Source organism: Bacillus sp. AFS001701, from assembly GCF_002559405.1.
Lineage (GTDB): Bacteria > Bacillota > Bacilli > Bacillales > Bacillaceae_G > Gottfriedia.
This window is the reverse complement of sequence record NZ_NTZO01000095.1, coordinates 1-20,565: the sequence shown is the minus strand read 5'-3', so window position 1 is coordinate 20,565 and position 20,565 is coordinate 1. Positions and strand designations below refer to the sequence as shown.

Sequence of the window (20,565 nt, the reverse complement as noted above, 5' to 3'; positions counted from 1 at the left end):
ATGTACATTAGGATCGTAACAAATCCCATTAAAATTAAAATAAATAAGTATCCATATTTCCATGTTAATTCTGGCATATAATGGAAATTCATTCCGTATAAACCTACGATAAACGTTAGTGGTAAAAAGAAAGATGATATGATTGTTAATGTTTTCATAATATTATTCATTTTTTCTGAGCTTAATGAAAAATAGCTTTCTCGAATATCGGACGCTAAATCTCGATTGGTCTCTATCATATCCGAAAGCTTCATTAAATGATCGTGTATATCTTCAAAATAAATTCGATGTTCAGATATATCTTTAAATCGATTCGAATTAAGGATTCGATATAATAAATCACGAGTTGGTAAAATCGTCCTTCTTAATTTCGATAAATCAGATTTAATATCATATAATCTCTCTACAGCATTATTTACTTGTTTCTTTAATGGATCAATTTCTAGGTCTGATAGTTCGTCCTCTAAACGATAAATTAGTGGAAAATAACTATCAACAAGCTCATCAATAATTCGATGAGTTAAATGAAGTGGACTCTTCGAAGCTCGACGATCTGACATTATATTATCTAAAACTAGTTGTACAGTCGGACTTTTATGGATATGAAATGTAATCACATAATGATCACTTACAAAAATATCTAGTTCTGTCTCCTCTAAGTCTATTTTATTTAATTCGTGCAATATTAAAAAATGATATCCTTCATAGTAGTCAAGTTTAGGTCGTTGTACATATTCCAAACAATCTTCAATCGCTAAAGGATGAAAATTAAATTCGGTTGATAAAAGTTGAATCTCATCTTCGGTCGGTTCATCAATATCTACCCAATACCATAAGTAATTATTTGATTTTGCATCTGCAATTGTTATATTACGATCGATTTCTTTATTTTTAGTTATTCCGATTACTTGTAACAAGTTTTACTCACCTTCTTTAGGCAATCAAATTATTTCACTACTAAATACTTTTTTTATTATATGGTAAAATGAAGAAAATTTCATTGAATAGTTCGATTAAAAAGTTTAATTTTAATATAAAAATAATAAGTTGAGGGATTTAAAATGAACAGATATATAAACGAAAGTGTAAAAGAAATTCAAATCTCCGGTATTAGAAAATTTGCCCAAAAAATTGAAAAATATGATAATGTCATTGCATTAACATTGGGTCAACCAGATTTTCCAACTCCAGCACCTATTAAAGAAGCTGCTATTCATGCAATTAATCAAAATCAAACAGTCTATACTCCTAATGCAGGACTGCCTGCACTTAGAAATGCAGCTTCTAATTTTTTAAAGAAAAAATATTCTTTATCATATGATCCAACGAACGAAGTAATCGTTACAGTAGGAGCAAGCCAAGCACTCGATGTTACATTCAGAACAATTCTTAACGATGAGTGTGAGGTCATTCTTCCTGCACCAATTTACCCTGGCTATGCACCAATTATTCAAACATGTGGAGCTAAACCAGTCTTTGTAGATACATCTAATAGTGGTTTTAAAATTACACCTGAATTATTGGAAGAACACATTACTGAAAAAACACGTTGTATTGTTTTACCATATCCAAATAACCCAACAGGCGCCACATTAACGAAAGAGGAACTTGAGAATTTAGCTAACTACTTATCTCAGAAAGACTTATTCATTTTATCAGATGAAATATATAGTGAGCTGACATTTGATACGACTCATACTTCAATTGCTAGTTACCCTGGAATGAAAGAAAAGACAATTGTCATAAACGGTCTTAGCAAATCACATTCTATGACTGGTTGGAGAATTGGTTTTATCTATGCGCCTGCTTATTTAGCTCAGGAAATTTTAAAAGTGCATCAGTATAACGTATCATGCGCTACATCAATCTCTCAATATGCAGCAATTACAGCATTAACTGATTGCATTGATTCGCCGATTGAAATGGCAAAGGAATATAAAATAAGGCGTAATTATATGATTGATCGATTAGAAAAGATGGGTCTACCTTGTATTAAGCCAGAAGGTGCATTTTATTTATTCCCATCAATTAAAGAATTCAATATGCCTTCCATGGAGTTCGCACTAAATCTAGTAGAAAAACATAATCTAGCGGTTATTCCAGGAGAAGCTTTTTCTGAATATGGAGATTCATATATTCGATTATCATATGCCTATTCAATGAAAGAACTAGAAATTGCATGTGATCGATTAGAAGAGTTTGTAACTAGTCTTAGAAATTAAAATAAAAAAGCAGGGGTGGATTTTTGATCCTCCCCTGCTTTTTTATCTAGCTTGTATTACTCTTGTTTTAAATAACAAGTCCTGAATTGTTTTATGGTCTTTTCTAAATAACATTAAATAGACATTAACTATTAATGGTACACCTAAAAATAGAACTGATATTCCTGCTATAAAGATAAAACGTAAGAAAAATAGTATCAATGTCGTTTCTTCATAGTTATCTTTTATCATTTTAATAGCTAAAAATCTTTGACCAAATGTCATCCCTTTATTAAATTGTGGAACAACTACAAATAATATGATCATAATAATTGAAATAACGATTAAATCGACCGTTGAATTTCCTGATGTAGAATTAAAACGACTTAATATCTTCTCAGGATTCATCGTAATAATAGCAATAATGATGCCATAAGCAACTGAAACGATAAACGTATCGAATAAAAACGCACTTAATCGTTGATAAAACTTTGCAAGTTGAAAATTTTGCACTTGTTAACCTCTATTCATTAAATTATTGAATGTGGTGAGAAGGATCGTATAAAGTATAAAGTGCTTGCGTTCCTTTTTCATCTAAACCATTTTTAGACAGTTCATCGTAGCATTTTTTTGCAAGTAAAAGTCCTGGTAGATTTAATTCCATCTTCTCAGCTTCTTCAATTGCGATTCCCATATCTTTTATAAAATGTTTAATATAGAATCCTGGCTTGAAATCGCCTTTTAAAACACGAGGTGCTAAATTTGATAATGACCAACTACCCGCTGCACCCGTAGAAATGCTTCCTAATACTTTTTCACCGTCTAATCCAGCTGCCTTTGCATATGCAAGGGCCTCACAAACTCCTAACATACCTGAAGCTATTGCAATCTGATTACACATTTTGACATGTTGTCCACTACCAGCATTTCCGTGATACGCAATATTTTTTCCTAAAACATCAAATAATGCGGACATTTTATGAAAAGTTTCTTCTTCTCCACCAACCATAATTGCTAATCTAGCTTCTCTTGCCCCTAAATCTCCACCTGACACCGGTGCATCTAATGATGACATACCTACTGATTTTGTAAGCTCATCAATTTTTTTAGCTAAAGTTGGTGTCGAAGTTGTAAAGTCGATAAAAGTAGTTCCTTTTGAAGCAGATTGGATGATTCCATTATCGCCAAAATATACTTCTTCTAAGTCACTTGGATAGCCAACCATCGTACAAATAACCTGACAATTTGGTGCTATTTCTTTAGGTGTATCATACCAAGTTGCACCTAAATCAATTAGTTCATTTGCTTTTTCTTTTGTACGATTATAAATATGTAATTTTGCCCCTGCATTGATTAAATGCTTTGCCATACTTTTACCCATAACACCAATTCCGATAAATCCAACTTGTAAATCTTTTAAATTAATTGCTTCCATTTTACACACTCCTCTTTTACTACCCACAGATAAAACTACCATAAAAATTATTAATAAAAAAGCCTGAGCTTTTCTTATAGAAAAATAAGCAAACTATAACTTATTTCAAATTAAATTTAGGTTATTTCAACACTAATTTGTTGACTCTAATAATGGAACTATCTATATTAAATAAGTACATAAAAATGTATTTAATGCACCTAATTTTTGGAGGTATTTTCATATGAAAAATGAACAATTTTTTGAAATGATTAAAGAACGAAACTCTACTAGAGTATTCGATTCTTCTACTGAAATCAGTAGCAGCGAAATAACTGAACTTATTGAAGCTGCAATGACTGCACCGTCTGCTTGGAATTTACAACATTGGAAATTCGTTGTATTCCATGGTGAAAACGCGCAAGGTAAATTATTACCTGTTGCATATAACCAAGGTCAAATTAAAGATGCTTCATGTGTAATTGCTGTATTAGCTGATACACAATCAGCAAAAAATGTTGACCTAGTTTTCGGACCTGCTGTGGAAGCTGGTTTTATGACTCAAGAAGCAAAAGACAAATTAAAAGCCAATGTTGAAAATGCTTATGCAACAGAGCAACGTAATCGTGAACAAGGTATTTTGAATTCTTCTCTTGCTGGTATGCAATTAATAATGGCTGCTTCTGCAAAAGGTTGGAACACTTGTGCAATCGGCGGATTTAACGAACAAGCGTTTAAAGAAACTTTCTTAACTGATGATCGCTATATTCCAACGATGTTGATTGCCATTGGTAAAGAAAAAGTACCAGGACATCATACAACACGTTTTTCTGCAAAAGAAATGTCTATTTGGATTTAAACATAAATAAAAAGTAAAAGGGATTCTGACAAAAGTCGGAGTCCCTTTTATGTCATTCGATTCATTAACAATGTTGTTCAACAGTAATGATTAATTTCTTAAGTAAATCTAGAGAAGAATCAATTGCTAATGAATAATATCTATGTGTGCCTTTTTGCTCAATTTGTACTAATTGATTATCACGCAATATTTTTAAATGATGTGATATAGCCGGTCTAGATAATGAAGTTTTTTCCGTAATTTCATTAACAGTTAACGCTTCACCTTCTGATAACATTAAAATGATATCCTGTCTGTAAGGATCGCTTAACGCTTGAAACAAGGGAATACATTCTCTAAATACTTCAATTGCTTCTTTACTCAAATCTTCCACCTACTTTTATTATCCAAGAATAATCTTATTCGTTTAATAATTTAAACATACACTAAATTAAAGAAGCGAATTTGTCAACAGTAGGCATTTTTAATTCGGTTTGTCATCATACTCAAAAGATTTAATCTTAAAAATAAAACAACAGGTTTCCCTGTTGTTCATTGTGTAGACAAAATACTGTAAATTTGATTTTCAGACTGATTGCAAGCGCTTGTCTTTCGATGCGCGAAGGCTGGTGATGAGCGGAGTTACCTTTGACGGTAATGAGCACCGCTCAACAGACAAAGCAACGAAGAAAGCGAGTGTTTGGCGAGCAGTCTGAACAACAGGTTTCCCTGTTGTTTTTAAATTAGATGCTATTAACTAAGTTAACAACTTCTTCAGCTGTAGACATAGATAAAGCTTTTTCAGCTAATATCTCCATTTCAGCTTTAGAAAGTTTAGCCATTTGACTACGAGCAGGTAAGATTGAAGTAGCACTCATAGAGAATTCATGTAAGCCTAATCCAACAAGTAAAGGAATAGCTAATGCATCTCCAGCCATCTCTCCACACATTCCAGCCCATTTACCTTCTTTGTTTGCTGCATCGATTACCATTTTAACTAATCTTAAAATAGATGGGTTATATGGTTGATATAAATATGAAACCTGTTCATTCATTCGATCCGCAGCCATCGTATATTGAATTAAATCGTTTGTCCCGATACTAAAGAAATCAACTTCCTTAGCGAATACATCTGCTAAAACAGCTGAAGCAGGGATTTCTACCATCATTCCAATTTCGATATTGTCTGAGACTTGAACATTTTCTTTTACTAACTGTACTTTTTCTTCTAATAATACAGCCTTTGCAGCTCTGAACTCATCTAAAGTTGCAATCATCGGGAACATAATTTTTAAATTACCATATACACTAGCACGAAGTAATGCACGTAATTGAGTACGGAATATTTCCTTCTGATCTAAACATAAACGAATCGCTCTGTAGCCTAAGAATGGGTTCATTTCTTTTGGTAAGTGTAAATAAGATAATTCTTTATCTCCACCGATATCTAGTGTTCTTACTACTACCGGTTTATCACCCATACTTTCAAGAACTGATTTGTATGATTCAAACTGCTCTTCTTCTGATGGAAAGTTATCGCGTCCCATATATAAGAACTCAGTACGGTAAAGGCCAACACCTTCACCACCGTTATTGATAACGCCCTCTACATCATTTGGTGTACCAATGTTAGCTACTAACTCAACATGATGTCCATCTTTCGTAACAGTTGGCTCGTTTTTCAGTTTAGCCCATTCAACTTTTTGAAGCTCGAATTTTTCTTTTTTAGCTTTATACTCTTCTAATTCTTCGTAAGAAGGATCTACTATTACATGTCCGTCTAATCCATCAACAATGACCATTACGCCATTTTCGATTTTACTAGTTACTTCTTTTGTTCCTACAACAGCAGGAATTTCAAGAGAACGAGCCATAATCGCTGAATGAGAAGTACGACCACCAATATCAGTTGTAAAACCTAAAGCGTATTTACGGTTTAATTGTGCTGTATCAGATGGTGTTAAATCTTCTGCAATAATAATTACTTCTTCAGTAATATTTGCAGGGTTAGAAATCGTAACGCCTAAAAGATGAGCCATTACACGTTTCGTAACATCGCGGATATCTGCAGCACGTTCCTTCATATATTCATTATCCATGCTTTCAAACATTTGAACGAACATTGAAGCAACTTCATTCATAGCAAAATCAGCGTTGACACTTTCAGACTTAATTTTATCTTTAACTGGGTTAACTAGCTCTGGATCATTTAAAACTAAGATGTGCGCAGAAAAGATTGCGGCTTTATCTTCACCAAGTTCAGCATTTGCGTGATCACGAATTTTTTCTAATTCAGTGTTAGAAACTTGAATTGCATTGTCAAGTTTAGCAATTTCAGCATCAATATCTGAAATTTGTTTTTTTACAATGTTTAATTCAGGGTTTTCTAAGCGAAATGCTTTTGCAATTGCAATTCCACTAGAAGCGGCAATACCTTTAATATGTAAAGACATTATTCGCCTAAACCTTCTTTTTTCATTGTATCATCGATTGCAGCGATAGCTTGTTCTGCATCTTCACCGTTAGCGCTAATTTTGATCTCAGTTCCTTGTTGAATTCCTAAAGACATTACACCCATGATTGATTTTAAGTTAACTGTTTTACCATTATACTCAAGATTGATATCAGAATTAAATTTACCTGCTACATTTACTAATAATGTTGCTGGACGAGCGTGGATTCCAGAATCAGCTGTTACTTTAAAAGTTTTTTCCATAATAATTTATCTCCTTTGTGATTAAATCTACATTTTTGGTATAGACGTTTGGCCTACTATAAATATTCTATTAAAAGGGGTGCATAGTGTCAACTATACTCCCCCTTATAAAATCAAACATTTTTCGTCTATTTAATTAGATTTATTTAATCTTAATAATGTCTACTTCACCTTTTGATTGCTTACCTGGTTTTTCAATTACAATTTGTTGTCCTTCAGCTAAGTTCGTAAATACAACAGGTGTAATTGTAGATGGTGCATTTTCACGAATAAAGTGTAAATCAATTTTAACTAATTGTTGACCTTTTGTTACTTTCTCACCTTGTGATACCAGTACTTCAAAGCCTTCCCCATTTAGTTTTACAGTATCAATACCAATATGGATTAAAATTTCTTTTCCACCATTAGATAATATACCAATCGCATGTTTTGTTGGGAATACATTTACGATTTCGCCATCAACTGGAGATACAACTGTACCTTCTGAAGGAATAATCGCAAATCCATCACCCATCATTTTTCCAGAAAATACCTGATCTGGTACTTCTGTAATTGGGATTATTTCCCCTTCAATCGGATTAATAATCGCTTCTTCAATAGTAGTATCTACTGCTGAAGCTGTTTCTTTATGTGCTTCTTGACTAACAACTGGTGTTTTTCCAGTCATAATGTCTTTAATTTGTGATTTTAATGTATCTGATTTAGGTCCAAAAATTGCTTGAATATTATTTCCAACTTCAAGAACTCCAGCAGCACCTAATGATTTTAAACGATCTTTATTTACTTCATCTTTTGAATTTACTTGTACTCGTAATCGTGTGATACATGCATCTAATGAAGAAATATTACTTTTTCCACCTAATGCTTGTAAAATTTCATATGGTAATTCATTAGCTGGAGTATTACTTGTAGTATCTTCAGCGATTGCATCTTCACGTCCTGGAGTTTTTAAATCCCATTTTCTAATTGCAAATCGGAAACCGAAGTAGTAAATCACTGCTAATACTAAACCAACGATGATTACCCACCACCAGCCAGTTCTATTCGGTAAAACACCGAATAATAAGTAGTCGATTAAACCACCTGAGAAAGTCATACCAATTTTAACATTTAATAATTGCATGATCATAAATGATAAACCAGCAAAGATTGCGTGAATTCCAAATAATACTGGAGCAACAAATAAGAATGAGAATTCAATTGGCTCTGTAATACCTGTTAAGAATGAAGTTAATGCTGCTGATGCTAAAATACCACCAGCGATTTTTTTATTTTCAGGTTTTGCTTCATGATACATAGCTAGTGCAGCAGCTGGTAAACCAAACATCATGAATGGGAATTTACCTACCATGAATGTACCAGCAGTTAATTTTACTCCGTCTTTTAATTGAGCAAAGAAGATTTTTTGATCCCCGTGTACAACCATACCTGTTTTATCAGTATATGAACCAAACTCAAACCAGAACGGTGCATAGAAAATATGGTGTAAACCAAATGGAATTAATGAACGCTCAATAACACCAAAGATGAATGCTGATAATGTTAAGTTCGCATCAATCATATTATGTGAAAATGTGTTTAAACCGTGCTGAATTGGCGGCCAAATAAAGCACATTAAAATACCAAGTAATACTGAAAACGCTGCTGTAGCAATTGGTACAAATCGCTTACCTGCAAAGAAACCTAAGTATGATGGCAAATCAATTTCGTAATATTTATTGTAAGCCCAAGCAGCTAATATACCGACGATAATTCCACCAAATACACCGGTTTGTAATGTAGGAATTCCTAATACATACGCAAATGATGGATCATCAAATTTAGCAATATTTAATGTTTTATCTAAAACAACAAATTGTCCAACATCTTTGAACACACTCATTGTTTTATTCATAATCAGGAATCCAACGATCGCTGCTAAACCTGCAACACCTTCTCCTCCTGCTAAACCAACGGCAACACCTACTGCAAATAATAATGACAGATTACTAAAAATGATGTCACCTGATTGTTCCATAACTTTTGCGACTAGTTGGAACCAGTGCGCGTCAAGAAACGGTAAGTACTTTAATGTTTGTGGATTTTGAAATGCATTACCGAATGCAAGTAACAATCCAGCAGCTGGTAAAATTGCAACTGGAAGCATTAGCGCTTTACCAACTTTTTGTAAAACTCCAAAGATTTTCTTAAACATTGTCTTCCTCCTTTTATCCAAACAAAAAAGGCATGAGCAGAAAAAATGAGATTATTGAATCCTGGATATAGTTTCCCCTACCCAAGTATAATAATTCACATTTTTTCAACTCATGCCTGATCGAATCAGTAACACGTTTAATGTGTACAATATTCAATTATGTTTTTATATGATTTCGCTTTCATTATATCTATAGAATTTAAAAATATCAAGCCAAATTACCTATTTTTTTAAATTATTTATTTAATATGTTAAAAAAGAGCCAAATTTCAATTTAGGCTTCTTAAATTATTTATTAATTTTACTCTGAACAAGTCGTTCTAAGTGTAAGGTTAAGTATATTACTTCAGCTTCACTTGCTTTTTTATTTAATGAAGCTTGGATTGACTTTAAAATTTTCCATGCTAAATCATAGCATACTGGGTATTCTTTTTTTAAGATTATGCCCAAAGCTGGTGACTCTTCAGATGAATTACCATGAAATATACGGTCAATTAAAAACCGCAAATGACGAACTAATCTTGAATAATGAATACTTTCTTTATCAATTTCAATTTGTAAATATTCTTCTATATAGATTACTAAATCTTTAATGATCTGAGAGAACTTATTTACATCCGATACAACTTCCATCGATAAATTACTTACGATATGTAGAGTTACAAACCCCACTTCTTCGATCGGTAAATTTATATCTATTTCTTTATTAATCAAATCAATAACTTCTTGTGCAATTTTAAAATACTCTGGATACATTGCTTTCGTTTCTTGTAAGAAAGGATTATCGACGTTATAGCCTTCTCTAATACGTTTGATCGCAAATATTAAGTGGTCTGTTAACCCTATATGAATTTGCTCATTTAAAGTACATCCTGTTCTTTCAGAAATTAAATAAATCGCCTGCTGCAACGTACCCATTAATTTTTCATCCATAAAGTTAATTAATGATTTATATTGTTTTTGTTTTTGTTCATCTTTTAAGATAAACATTTTTTCTACTACACCTTCGGAAATTAAATCTCCTCTAGTTTTATTAAAACCGATGCCTTTACCAAGCAAAACTACTTCGGTATGATCGGGATTTTTCGCTATTAAAACATTATTATTAAGAACTTTTTTGATTGTATAACATACTGACGTCTCTGACATTTTTTTTATCACCCCCAAGTTTAAAAAATCGCTTTTATATCATAACATAATTTTTCTGAAAAAGTTAAAACGCAGATTAAGTTTCATAAATTAATCATATTTTTTTGATAATCTATTATAGTAGGATAGAATATAAAAGTATAAATATAAATTGAGTAGGTGTTAAGAAAAATGATTAAGTTATTTGTTAGTGACCTAGATGGGACGATGTTTCACCAAGGTCAACTATTTGAACATGATGTAGAAGCATTAAAAACCCTTTTAGATCGTGGTGTTTTATTATGTTTTGCTTCTGGACGATTAGATTATGAAATCGTAAAAATAATGGAAAGCCTAGAAGGTAATTTTCACCGTATTAGTATGAATGGAACTTATATTTATTCAAATGATGGCGAAGCATTATTAGATGCAACATTCCATCCGAGTGTCATCGATAAAGTTTATGAAATGGTTTCACACGATAAATTTTTAATCTATGTAGCCGATAATTCAACATACTATATCGAAGAGAAAACTGATTTAGTAAGAGAAATTGAAAAAAACTCTAGTATGAATGCAGTTGAATTAAAAACACTAAAAACCGATTTAGGTAAATCGATTACCCCCAAAAAATATGTAGTTTTAGGTGAAGATGAGGACTTACTTGAGCTACAAAAAGAATTACAAAAAGAACTGCCTGAATTTGTAACTTCTTTTATTTCTGCTAAAAATTGTTTAGATATCGTTCCAGTTAATGTAAGTAAAGGTTCAGCCATTCAAATATTAATCGATAAATTAGGAATTAAACCTGATGAAATTGCTTGTATTGGCGATGCATACAATGATATCTCAATGTTTGAACTAACTCCGAATAGCTTTGCAATGGAAAATGCTGATGATGAAGTTAAGAAATATGCTTCTTATATCGTTCCTTCAGTAGCCGAAGCAGTTAAAATTGTATTACAAATTAAGTAAGAGGAAAGGGTGCTACTTGGGGCACCCTTTTTCTTATTGAAATATAATATATAGGAGTCATGACCTTACTCACGAACCTCTTTTGAGTATGAATGTTTTCAGATTTCACTTTTATATACTTACTTATGAACCGTTTATGGTTCGTATTTAGATTAATTTTAGCGATTTTTCTTCTATTTTGGATTCCTCCACTCTATTTCTTCTTGAATGGGGCCGTTTAATTGCAGATTCCCTGTATTTAATTGATATGACTTTTTTAATTGCAGTATCTGCTTTTTTATTTGCACTTCCCCAAATTTAATTGCAGTTTCACCCATTTTATTTGCACCAGCGCTGACTTGGCCACTAACAATAAAAAAAGAGTGCTTATAAAAGCACTCTCTTTAACGGTCAATATCAATTGTAAAACGATAGCGATCAGCTCGGTAAATACAACTTACATATTCAAGTGGTATACCCTCATTAATAAACGTTACTTGGTGTAATTCTAATGCAGGAGAATCCTCCGCTACTTCAAGAATTAATGAATCTTTTTCTGTCATTAAAGATGCTTTAATCCATTTTGTAGCTTTTTTAATTGAATAACCTAATGTAACTTCAAAATATTCATATAGAGAATGATTCAATACATTTTCATCAATTCTATTTACTAATTTTTTTGGTAGGTATGTTGTTTCGATTGCAATAGGATGATCATTTGCTAAGCGACATCTTTCAATTTTAAAAATTTCAGAACCACTTTCAATTGATAACACTTCTGCTAAATATTCATCAGCTTCAATCGTTGAAAAACCAAGAAGTTTATTTGTAGGGGTCAATCCTATGGATGTTATATCCTCAGAAAAACTCCTTAACGATTTTAGTGATTCCTCAACTTCAATCCCATCTTTTACTGATACAAACGTACCAATTCCACGTTTCCGACTTATTAATGATTCCTTTACAAGATTATTTAATGCTTGTCTTATTGTCATCCTGCTTACATTTAACATCTCACTCAATGTTTGCTCAGAGGGAATTCGCTCTCCAGGTTTCCATTCCCCTGAGTTAATTTTAAGCTTTAAAATCTCTTGTATTTGAAAATAAATCGGTAACGGAGAATTTTTATCTAGTTTTAACATTATTTATTACAAAGTGAGTATGCTTCTTCATCAACAACAATCGTTACGTTGTTGTGGTTTTGGAGTGCAGTAGCAGGACAGTTAATATCTAATTTTCCATTTAACATTTCCTTAACTGCTTCAGCCTTTTTGATGCCTGAAGCTACTAAAATGATTTCTTTCGCTCTCATAATGGAACCAATTCCCATAGTTACTGCATGTGTTGGGACATCTTCTTCGTTCTCAAAATAAATTTTATTTGCGTTACGAGTTGATTCTGTAAGCTCTACAATATGAGTAGGTGTATCGAATGGTGTACCAGGCTCATTAAATGCAATATGGCCATTCTCACCAATTCCTAAAAGTTGTAAATCTACAGGGTACTTTTGTAGTAATTCCTCATAATTTTTACAAGCTTCTTCTAAATTTTTTGTGTTTCCATTTGGTAAATGGTTTTCTTTAAAATTTAAATGGTTAAAAAGTTGTTCTGCCATATAAGTGTGGTAACTTGTTTGGTCATTTTCAGCAAGTCCAACATATTCATCAAGATTTACAGTAATGACGTTTGACACATCTGGTTTATGAATACGAAAAAGTTCATAAATACCTAGTGGAGATCCACCTGTAGCTAACCCTAATGTGAATTCCGCCTTCCCTTCAAATGCCTTTACCATTTTTTCATATGCTACTTTTGAAATTTCTTCTGCATTTTTTACTACGATTACGTTCATAAAGTCACCTCATTCATATTTTTACCTAGTCTAGTTGTATCAATAACGAAGAAATCAGGAGTCATTTGCACAAAATCAGCGTCTTTTCCTTGTTCTAATACGCCCTTATGTTTAAGACCAAATTCTTCAGCTTGGTTTATAGATGTCATTTGTACTGCCTCTTCAGGACTACAGCCAGTAAATGCCATAATGTTTCTAAATGCATCATCCATTTTTAAAATACTACCCGCAAGCGTTCCGTCTTCTAATCTTGCACTGTTATTTTTTACAAATACAGGTTGTCCACCTAATTCATATTTGCCGTCCTCTAACCCTTTTGCTCTCATTGCATCAGAAATTACACTTATTTTTTTAGCACCTTTTAGGCGATAAGCAAGTTTAACCATATCAGGATGAATATGAATTCCATCAGGTATCATTTCTACCATTACTCGGTCATCAAGTAATACATGTCCAACTGTTCCTGCTTCACGATGATGCATTGGTCTCATTTGGTTGTACAAATGGGTAGCGTGGAAAATATTTCTACCTTCAAAATCTGAACGGATCGCATCAGAGTGACCTACTGTGCCAACTACATTTGTGCGTTCTAGCTCTTTTTCTAATTCTTTTGCACCTTCAACTTCAGGTGCATAAGTAACTAATTTGATTAATCCACCAGAAGCTTCTTGCCATTCTTTGAATAGTTCAACGTCAGGGTTAATAATGTATTCTAATGGTTGTGCTCCAGCTTTATTTATATTAACAAACGGTCCTTCTAAATGAATATATTCAAAATGTGCACCAAGTTTTTTAGCCTCGTTTAAAGACTTTAAAGCATTTTTAATATTTTCTTTAGATTGTGTCATTGTAGTCGGGAAGAAGGTTGTTACCCCTTCCTTCATCATTTCTTTACTCATTTTTACCATTGAGTTTGGATCAGCATCCATTGCATCGACATCATATGCTCCGTGAATATGAACATCAATCATTCCGGGAATAATAACTGTTCCTTTTCCATCAATTATTTCTTCACCTTCATTTTCGTAATCATTCATATGACCAACAGAAGAAATTTTTTCATCATATCGAATATAACCATTTTCAATTACTTCTGTACCTGTGTATATTTTTACATTAATAATTGATTTCATTTACTCTCCTCTTTCCTTTGCTTAAGAAGTCTTCGCCAATACTCCAATATAGAAAGTAGTGTTTACTTAATCATCATTCACATTCAGTTATATAAGTACCTTGATTTCTACATAACTATTTTATGATATATACTCCTAGTTGTCTATACTACTAATAAGCAATTTACAAAAACGTCACAAATAAATGCTAATTGGATTTTTAATATCCTCTCTATCACTAAAAAAGAAGAAGTAATGGTTTTTGTCCTTCAGGGATCTACCAATACTTCTTCTTTTTCAATATATAAATTATGACCATTTGTTGATAATTCGATATCTCCGAATTGGTCCGTTGTATATTGCTTAATTCCTAGATGATTTAACCGCTTCATTACTGACCGATGTGGATGACCAAATAAGTTAAATTTATCATATGAAAGGATTGCGACTGTAGGATTTACAGCAAATAAAAACGCTTCTGAAGTTGATGTCGATGAACCATGATGCGGAATTTTTAGTACTTGAGCATTGATATCCTCATTTTTAATTAATCTTTTTTCAGTTTTTCTTTCAATATCACCAGTTAATAAAATTGAAATGTCATTATACTTTACCTTCAATACAATTGAACTGTTATTATTTGTATACGATTTTTTCCCGCTATTTAATACAGTAATATCTACATTAGGGTCAAGCATTACTTTTTCATTTAACTTTGCAATACTAATTGGAATATTCTTCTGATAAGCTTCTTTCTTATATAAGTAATAAGAATGCGAATTATATTTTTTCCCACTATCTAGGATTTTTGTTATCTTAACACTATTCATTACTTTTAATAACCCACCAATATGATCGATATCTGGATGTGTACTAACTAATAGATCAATCGAATTTATATGTAGTCGTCTCAGTTTTTTTATAACGACTCCACCATGTTCAACATCTCCTCCATCAATCAGGACAGTCTTACCATTTGGTAAAATCATAACCATGCTATCCCCTTGACCTACATCAAAAAAATAAATTAATAACGGGTGAGTAATATAGCCGTAATTTGTAGTTCTTGCTTCACTATTTATGTTATTACTTAAAAAAGCAGTAAAAAAAATAAAGATAGAAAATATGAGAGAGTATCGTTTTCGATTTTTGTTCATTCACACTTCCTCCTAACATTATTTTCTCATAGCCATTTCAAAAGTATGTATGATGCCAATAAAAATAAGTTGGAAATTGAGTATACTTCAAATTGGAATTGTAATTCAAATAAGCGTTAAAAATCATTCCACTGCATAACAAAAAAACTGTAAGCAATTTTTCACTTACAGTTTTTTTAAGTTACTCAAATACTTCCTCTAGTTTTTTTACTACTAATAAGGAGTCACTAACTTGCGTAGTCGTTTGATTTGTAATGTAAACTCCGTGCATACCTAATTTTAATGCAGGAGAAATTTCATTAATGAAATTATCACCGATTGACACAATTTCATGTGGCAAAACATTGAACTTATTCATGATAGTTTTAAAATGGTTTTCTGTTTTTAATGGCTTCTTACCATCCGTAATTTCTAGATGAAATAATTCATTTAAATTAAGTAACTTCAATAATCTAGTTACATCTTCTCGATCAGAGTTCGTTAATAATACTAATTTTTTAGAATCCTTAACTTTTTCTAAAGCCTCTTTTAATCCTTTTATATAAGGTATGCTAAACTCTTTTGTTGCCATATACTCTTTTGTTTTATCATAACAGTGATATACGTCTCTTGCACCATAGTGATAACTTGCTACTAAAGGCATCCACCAACCATCACCTACTGGGATATATGGTAATTCATAATTAATTTTTTCAAGATAATTCTCTGGAAGTTCTTCTTTAGAAAGTAGCTGCCCTTCCCAAGTAAATACTTGTATTGGCTTCAATGTAATTGGATCTAATGAAATGATTAAATCGTTTTCTGTGTCATAAATTTTCCCAATAGTTAGTGCATGGTCATAATCTTTTATTTTTTTATAATCCTTTAAAAAAGAATCACGCTTTTCTGAACTTATTTCATTAGCTAGTAATTTAGCATAGTAATCGTAGTGCTCAGTACCATCATACAAAGTACCATCTAAATCAAAAACTAATACTTTTGAATTCATTAATAAATTATGCATTTCCTACTCCTTAGCTGTCTTTGTCTTTTATGTCTAAAATAAAATCAAATGATTTTTGATGGTCATTTAATTTAAATTCATAAAATATTTTATACATACCTGCTTCAGGTAAATCAAGTTCATAGTTTACTTTTGAATGATTATTAGGATTACTAATTAGCTTAAAGTAGGTTCCTTCTTCATTCATAATATAAAATTGCTGATCAGTAAATTTGGAACGTTTTTTAAATTGATCAAAATCAAATGTAATTTTACTCTTAGTTTTTGGAAGAATTGAAGTATATAGTAGGGAAACTCTATAATCATCAGTCTTGTTCGTTAAAATAGCTGTCGGAAATACTTCTTCTTTTTTGTCCTTTTGTTTTTGGAATATCTTTGTATCAAGCGTTTGATTATTTAAAAATATACTAACATAATAAGGAATGTCTTTCTTAAAAGAATACTTAAATGTAAATTGATTATTTCCATTATATACTGGTTCAATGACTTTATAAGATTTTAATTGATCTGTCGTAATAAATATTCTGATTTTTTCACGTTGTAACACATTCAAAGTTCTAGAGGATACGGTTACTTCCTGTGAATTTTTTTTAGTTGTAAGATTCCATTTTACCTTTTGAACTTTTAGATGGCTAACCTGACTACCACTTGATAATATACTATGATTAACTAGGCGATTGCTAATTAATAGAATAATTAATATAGCTATACATAGAGCTGCGATAAAACGAAATTTCATAGTTCATTCTCCCTTAAATAGTTAGAATTAATAATAATTTTTAGTTACTTCATGAAAGCTGAAATTTACTTGTAAACTCTTTCATTATTTTATCACCTGTGCAATAATTATAATTCGCCATAAATTATCTGCATTGGTTAATTTTGTCTATGAAGTTTCTATATTTAATATGTACTACGTCCATCTTACTTTTTCCTTTAAGTAGCATACAAATAAGAATGTTTTTTATTTAAATGTAGAAACTAACATACTGATAATGGATGGGCTATTTACAAACAGCTTTAAGGAGGATCAATTAAATGAGTATACATATTGGTGCCGAACAAGGTGCAATTGCTGATAAAATTTTATTACCTGGTGACCCATTAAGAGCTAAATATATCGCAGAAACATTTTTACAGGATGTTGTTTGTTATAATGATGTACGTGGCATGCTTGGTTTTACTGGTACATATAAAGGTCAAAGAATTTCCGTTCAAGGTACTGGAATGGGAGTACCTTCAATTAGTATTTATGTTAATGAATTGATTAATAGTTATGGTGTAAAAACTTTGATTCGCGTTGGTACATGTGGTGGACTTCAAAAGGATGTGAAAATTCGTGATGTCATTATTGCGATGACGACTTGTACAGATTCAAATATGAATCGCCAAACATTCCCTGGTTTCGATTACTCTCCATGTGCTAGCTTTGATTTATTAAAGAAAGCCTATGATGGTGCAGTGAATAAAGGGTTAAATGTTAAAGTAGGAAATATTTTAACTTCAGATCTTTTCTATCGAGACAGTATGGAAATGTATGAAAAATTAGCTAATTACGGCGTGCTTGCAGTAGAAATGGAAACTACTGCATTATACACAATCTCAGCAAAACATAATGTAGACGCACTTACTGTTTTAACTGTAAGTGATCATATCTTCACTGGTGAAGAAACATCTGCACAAGAAAGACAAACTACTTTTAATGATATGATTGTCATTGCTTTAGACGCAGCAATCGCTTAATATAGCTAAAAATAAACCTGGGATTATGATCTCAGGTTTTTTCACGCAGTTGAAAAATAACCTTGTCAATTAAATTACCAAATTTTCGTAAAAGGANNACAGGATGCTCGCTTTCCATAGGAGTCGAGCACCCCTTTCGTTCCAATCAACTAATTCATCAAAAAATGTTCGCGATAAACCCTAATCAAATAGCCTTTACTTAGAGTAATCTAACTTAAAGACCGTTTTCCCTATTGACGATTTTATATTTCATCTCTCTGAAAAAAACCTGGTATGATGATCCCAGTTTTTTTTATCTTTTAAAATATTCTACTTAACAAAATCAAAAGAGCCCAGAATATTTTTCCGGGCTCTTTAAAATTACTAAAATTTAAATTTATTAAAAATTAGTGAACTAACGTCGTTTTTATACCACTTTACATCCAATCAAAGGTACAATAGCAATATCGAAAATCAAATTAAGGATGGTAAGGAATGAAGAAACAGCAATCAATTTTATTTTTCACCTGGATTGTAAGTATTATTGCAACACTAGGTAGTTTATCATTTTCAGTTATTAATCATTGGACACCCTGTTCATTATGCTGGTATCAGCGAATTTTTATGTACCCAATCGTTTTTATATTAGGAATCGCTTTTTATAAAAATAAAATAAAAGATGTTATTTATGTTTTACCTTTATCATTAATAGGTATGTGTATTTCAATCTATCATATTTTAATTCAAAAAGTTCCTGCACTTAAGGAAACAGCAACACAGTGTGGTCCGGTCCCTTGTACTGGAGATTATTTGAATTGGTTTGGATTCATTACAATTCCAATGCTGGCATTTGTTGCATTCCTACTTATTAATATTTGCTGCATAACTCTTTTACGAAAATCAAATTAAAATAATTCAAGCTGCTCGGTAGAAGATGGTCCAAATTCAATACCTAGCAGCTTCATTAATTGTTTAGCATTATCCGCTGCATCTCCACCAGAGTTATTATTAAACAATATACAAATTTCTTTTGTGTTTTTTGATAGCTGTTCAATTCTTTCTACCCATTCGTATAATTCTTCTTCATTATATCGGTATAAATAACGTACCTCACGCCAATTCTCTTGTCCATTGTGATTCCATCCATAGATATTTCGTCCATGAAAACGGATTAAAGTTAAATTTGGATTCGTAGGATGTAATACGATTGGTATGCTTCCATTACCTGCTTGTGGTTCATCGCAAATTGAATGAATCCATCCTTCATCCTCCATAAACTTCAACGTTCGCTCATAAAAACTAGGATAAAACCATGTCTGATTACGGAATTCTAAAATTGCAGGAAGACCTTTAAGTTTACTTTTCAAAGTTCTTAATAATTCAACATTTTCTTTTTTACAATTAAACCATGGTGGAAACTGAAATAATATACCTTTTAATTTATTCACTTCAATTAAAGGCTGGATTGATTCCAAAAATGGCGTCAACAGTAAAATTTGTTCTTCTTTAGAATAGTTTTGCCTTGAATGGCCTGTGATTCCGCCATACGCTTTAACGATAAATGAAAAGTCAGCTATTGTTTGATTTACCCATTTTTGATAGTTTGATTGAGGCATAATACTATAATAGGAAGAATCAATTTCAACAATAGGAAAATGCGTACAATATTGTTTCAATTTTTTTGAAGAGTGAATACGATCAGGGTATAAACTATCATGATCGCCCCACCCAGTAACTCCAATTTTTATTTCCATACTTCTCTCCCATTAGTTCATTCATTACTAATTAATTTTTTCTAATTTTCATTAAAATAAACGAATTAGTTTGATATAATTGACTACAGTATAATCTTATTTTAGTAGAAATTGGAGTATAGTGTAAATGATTAACGAGACAGTACAAGAACTAAAAAATAAAATTACCGAACTTGAAGAAAAAGTAAAATCGTATGAAACAATTTTAAATATAATAACTTCCGGATCTATATTTTCAAATGAAACTCGTGAATTATCAAATTCAAATCATTTAACTAGAAATACAACTTTATGTAATACAAATAATGATACACTTCCATTACATACTAAATTCTCTACCTTTTTATCTAATAGTAGAAGAACTTTGCAATCAATCTATGATGCATTACCGCACCACATAGTATTTATCGATAAAGATGGGATCATTACGTTATATAACCAACAAGTTGCGATTGATTTTAGAATTACTAAATACGAATTAATCGGAAGTCATATTAGAAATTTATTAAAAATAGACGAT

At 31.7% G+C, this 20,565-nt stretch carries 20 protein-coding genes and 1 pseudogene; 6 read left to right on the top strand and 15 right to left on the bottom strand.

Annotated elements, in window-relative coordinates:
- Nucleotides 1-917: magnesium/cobalt transporter CorA (gene corA / locus CN514_RS08135; protein WP_098232167.1), on the bottom strand; the 917-nt coding region annotated here is incomplete at its 3' end.
- Nucleotides 918-1,061: 144 nt separating this feature from the next.
- Here corA and CN514_RS08130 point away from each other — a divergent pair.
- Nucleotides 1,062-2,222 (top strand): aminotransferase A, encoded by a 1,161-nt coding sequence (locus CN514_RS08130; protein WP_098232166.1) that lies wholly within the window; start codon nucleotides 1,062-1,064, stop codon nucleotides 2,220-2,222.
- Nucleotides 2,223-2,264: 42 nt separating this feature from the next.
- On the opposite strand, the gene CN514_RS08125 is transcribed toward CN514_RS08130, so the two are convergent.
- Nucleotides 2,265-2,714: an RDD family protein gene (locus CN514_RS08125; protein WP_098232165.1), complete on the bottom strand. Its 450-nt coding sequence runs from the start codon at nucleotides 2,712-2,714 to the stop codon at nucleotides 2,265-2,267.
- A gap of 22 nt (nucleotides 2,715-2,736) precedes the next feature.
- Nucleotides 2,737-3,627, bottom strand: coding sequence for an NAD(P)-dependent oxidoreductase (locus CN514_RS08120; protein WP_098232169.1), 891 nt, complete (start codon nucleotides 3,625-3,627; stop codon nucleotides 2,737-2,739).
- A gap of 232 nt (nucleotides 3,628-3,859) precedes the next feature.
- Between CN514_RS08120 and CN514_RS08115 the strand changes: the two genes are divergently transcribed.
- Nucleotides 3,860-4,474, top strand: coding sequence for a nitroreductase family protein (locus CN514_RS08115; protein ID WP_098232164.1), 615 nt, complete (start codon nucleotides 3,860-3,862; stop codon nucleotides 4,472-4,474).
- A gap of 64 nt (nucleotides 4,475-4,538) precedes the next feature.
- Here CN514_RS08115 and CN514_RS08110 read toward each other — a convergent pair whose 3' ends face one another.
- From CN514_RS08110 to glcT, 5 genes are all read right to left on the bottom strand, one after another.
- Nucleotides 4,539-4,838, bottom strand: a complete 300-nt coding sequence (locus tag CN514_RS08110; RefSeq protein WP_098232163.1) for an ArsR/SmtB family transcription factor — start codon at nucleotides 4,836-4,838, stop codon at nucleotides 4,539-4,541.
- A 358-nt stretch (nucleotides 4,839-5,196) separates the two neighbouring features.
- A complete protein-coding gene (gene ptsP, locus CN514_RS08105) occupies nucleotides 5,197-6,906 on the bottom strand; it encodes a phosphoenolpyruvate--protein phosphotransferase (RefSeq protein ID WP_098232162.1) in 1,710 nt (569 codons plus the stop codon).
- A complete protein-coding gene (locus CN514_RS08100; RefSeq protein WP_025568635.1) occupies nucleotides 6,906-7,169 on the bottom strand; it encodes a phosphocarrier protein HPr in 264 nt (87 codons plus the stop codon). The genes ptsP and CN514_RS08100 overlap by 1 nt, the downstream gene beginning before the upstream one ends.
- Before the next feature lie 142 nt (nucleotides 7,170-7,311).
- Nucleotides 7,312-9,363, bottom strand: a complete 2,052-nt coding sequence (gene ptsG, locus CN514_RS08095) for a glucose-specific PTS transporter subunit IIBC (protein ID WP_098232161.1) — start codon at nucleotides 9,361-9,363, stop codon at nucleotides 7,312-7,314.
- A gap of 288 nt (nucleotides 9,364-9,651) precedes the next feature.
- Nucleotides 9,652-10,512: a glucose PTS transporter transcription antiterminator GlcT gene (gene glcT / locus CN514_RS08090; RefSeq protein ID WP_098232160.1), complete on the bottom strand. Its 861-nt coding sequence runs from the start codon at nucleotides 10,510-10,512 to the stop codon at nucleotides 9,652-9,654.
- 171 nt (nucleotides 10,513-10,683) lie between these two features.
- Here glcT and CN514_RS08085 point away from each other — a divergent pair, with 171 nt between their 5' ends.
- Nucleotides 10,684-11,466: a Cof-type HAD-IIB family hydrolase gene (locus tag CN514_RS08085; protein WP_098232159.1), complete on the top strand. Its 783-nt coding sequence runs from the start codon at nucleotides 10,684-10,686 to the stop codon at nucleotides 11,464-11,466.
- A gap of 383 nt (nucleotides 11,467-11,849) precedes the next feature.
- On the opposite strand, the gene CN514_RS08080 is transcribed toward CN514_RS08085, so the two are convergent.
- From CN514_RS08080 to CN514_RS08055, 6 genes are all read right to left on the bottom strand, one after another.
- On the bottom strand, nucleotides 11,850-12,587 hold the full coding sequence (locus CN514_RS08080) for a GntR family transcriptional regulator (protein WP_141529330.1): 738 nt from the start codon (nucleotides 12,585-12,587) through the stop codon (nucleotides 11,850-11,852).
- Nucleotides 12,587-13,297, bottom strand: a complete 711-nt coding sequence (nagB, locus tag CN514_RS08075; protein ID WP_141529329.1) for a glucosamine-6-phosphate deaminase — start codon at nucleotides 13,295-13,297, stop codon at nucleotides 12,587-12,589. Before nagB ends, CN514_RS08080 begins: the two co-directional genes overlap by 1 nt.
- The gene (gene nagA / locus CN514_RS08070) at nucleotides 13,294-14,430 is read right to left on the bottom strand and encodes an N-acetylglucosamine-6-phosphate deacetylase (protein WP_098232158.1); all 1,137 of its coding nucleotides are present in this window, start codon (nucleotides 14,428-14,430) and stop codon (nucleotides 13,294-13,296) included. The genes nagB and nagA overlap by 4 nt, the downstream gene beginning before the upstream one ends.
- Nucleotides 14,431-14,678: 248 nt before the next feature.
- Entirely contained in the window at nucleotides 14,679-15,566 is an 888-nt protein-coding gene (locus tag CN514_RS08065) for a ComEC/Rec2 family competence protein (RefSeq protein WP_098232157.1), read from the bottom strand.
- Nucleotides 15,567-15,747: 181 nt separating this feature from the next.
- Entirely contained in the window at nucleotides 15,748-16,569 is an 822-nt protein-coding gene (locus CN514_RS08060) for an HAD family hydrolase (RefSeq protein ID WP_098232156.1), read from the bottom strand.
- 10 nt (nucleotides 16,570-16,579) lie between these two features.
- Entirely contained in the window at nucleotides 16,580-17,308 is a 729-nt protein-coding gene (locus CN514_RS08055) for a hypothetical protein (protein ID WP_098232155.1), read from the bottom strand.
- A 299-nt stretch (nucleotides 17,309-17,607) separates the two neighbouring features.
- On the opposite strand from CN514_RS08055, the gene deoD reads away from it, so the two are divergent.
- Entirely contained in the window at nucleotides 17,608-18,312 is a 705-nt protein-coding gene (gene deoD, locus CN514_RS08050) for a purine-nucleoside phosphorylase (protein WP_098232154.1), read from the top strand.
- Between the two features lie 474 nt (nucleotides 18,313-18,786).
- Nucleotides 18,787-19,200, top strand: a complete 414-nt coding sequence (locus tag CN514_RS08045; protein ID WP_097975758.1) for a disulfide oxidoreductase — start codon at nucleotides 18,787-18,789, stop codon at nucleotides 19,198-19,200.
- Here the strand turns inward: CN514_RS08045 and CN514_RS08040 are convergent.
- Nucleotides 19,197-20,045: a DUF72 domain-containing protein gene (locus CN514_RS08040; protein WP_098232153.1), complete on the bottom strand. Its 849-nt coding sequence runs from the start codon at nucleotides 20,043-20,045 to the stop codon at nucleotides 19,197-19,199. The two genes, CN514_RS08045 and CN514_RS08040, sit on opposite strands and share 4 nt — an antisense overlap.
- Before the next feature lie 127 nt (nucleotides 20,046-20,172).
- Here CN514_RS08040 and CN514_RS08035 point away from each other — a divergent pair.
- Nucleotides 20,173-20,565 (top strand): annotated as a pseudogene (locus CN514_RS08035) (hypothetical protein); the annotation flags it as partial.

Coding starts and splice junctions, on each gene's coding strand:
- CN514_RS08040 (WP_098232153.1), bottom strand. CDS start 20,045: ATGGAAATAAAAATTGGAGTTACTGGGTGGGGCGATCATGATAGTTTA.
- CN514_RS08045 (WP_097975758.1), top strand. CDS start 18,787: ATGAAGAAACAGCAATCAATTTTATTTTTCACCTGGATTGTAAGTATT.
- CN514_RS08100 (WP_025568635.1), bottom strand. CDS start 7,169: ATGGAAAAAACTTTTAAAGTAACAGCTGATTCTGGAATCCACGCTCGT.
- glcT (WP_098232160.1), bottom strand. CDS start 10,512: ATGTCAGAGACGTCAGTATGTTATACAATCAAAAAAGTTCTTAATAAT.
- CN514_RS08080 (WP_141529330.1), bottom strand. CDS start 12,587: ATGTTAAAACTAGATAAAAATTCTCCGTTACCGATTTATTTTCAAATA.
- ptsG (WP_098232161.1), bottom strand. CDS start 9,363: ATGTTTAAGAAAATCTTTGGAGTTTTACAAAAAGTTGGTAAAGCGCTA.
- CN514_RS08115 (WP_098232164.1), top strand. CDS start 3,860: ATGAAAAATGAACAATTTTTTGAAATGATTAAAGAACGAAACTCTACT.
- nagA (WP_098232158.1), bottom strand. CDS start 14,430: ATGAAATCAATTATTAATGTAAAAATATACACAGGTACAGAAGTAATT.
- nagB (WP_141529329.1), bottom strand. CDS start 13,297: ATGAACGTAATCGTAGTAAAAAATGCAGAAGAAATTTCAAAAGTAGCA.
- ptsP (WP_098232162.1), bottom strand. CDS start 6,906: ATGTCTTTACATATTAAAGGTATTGCCGCTTCTAGTGGAATTGCAATT.
- CN514_RS08060 (WP_098232156.1), bottom strand. CDS start 16,569: ATGCATAATTTATTAATGAATTCAAAAGTATTAGTTTTTGATTTAGAT.
- deoD (WP_098232154.1), top strand. CDS start 17,608: ATGAGTATACATATTGGTGCCGAACAAGGTGCAATTGCTGATAAAATT.
- CN514_RS08065 (WP_098232157.1), bottom strand. CDS start 15,566: ATGAACAAAAATCGAAAACGATACTCTCTCATATTTTCTATCTTTATT.
- CN514_RS08055 (WP_098232155.1), bottom strand. CDS start 17,308: ATGAAATTTCGTTTTATCGCAGCTCTATGTATAGCTATATTAATTATT.
- CN514_RS08085 (WP_098232159.1), top strand. CDS start 10,684: ATGATTAAGTTATTTGTTAGTGACCTAGATGGGACGATGTTTCACCAA.
- CN514_RS08130 (WP_098232166.1), top strand. CDS start 1,062: ATGAACAGATATATAAACGAAAGTGTAAAAGAAATTCAAATCTCCGGT.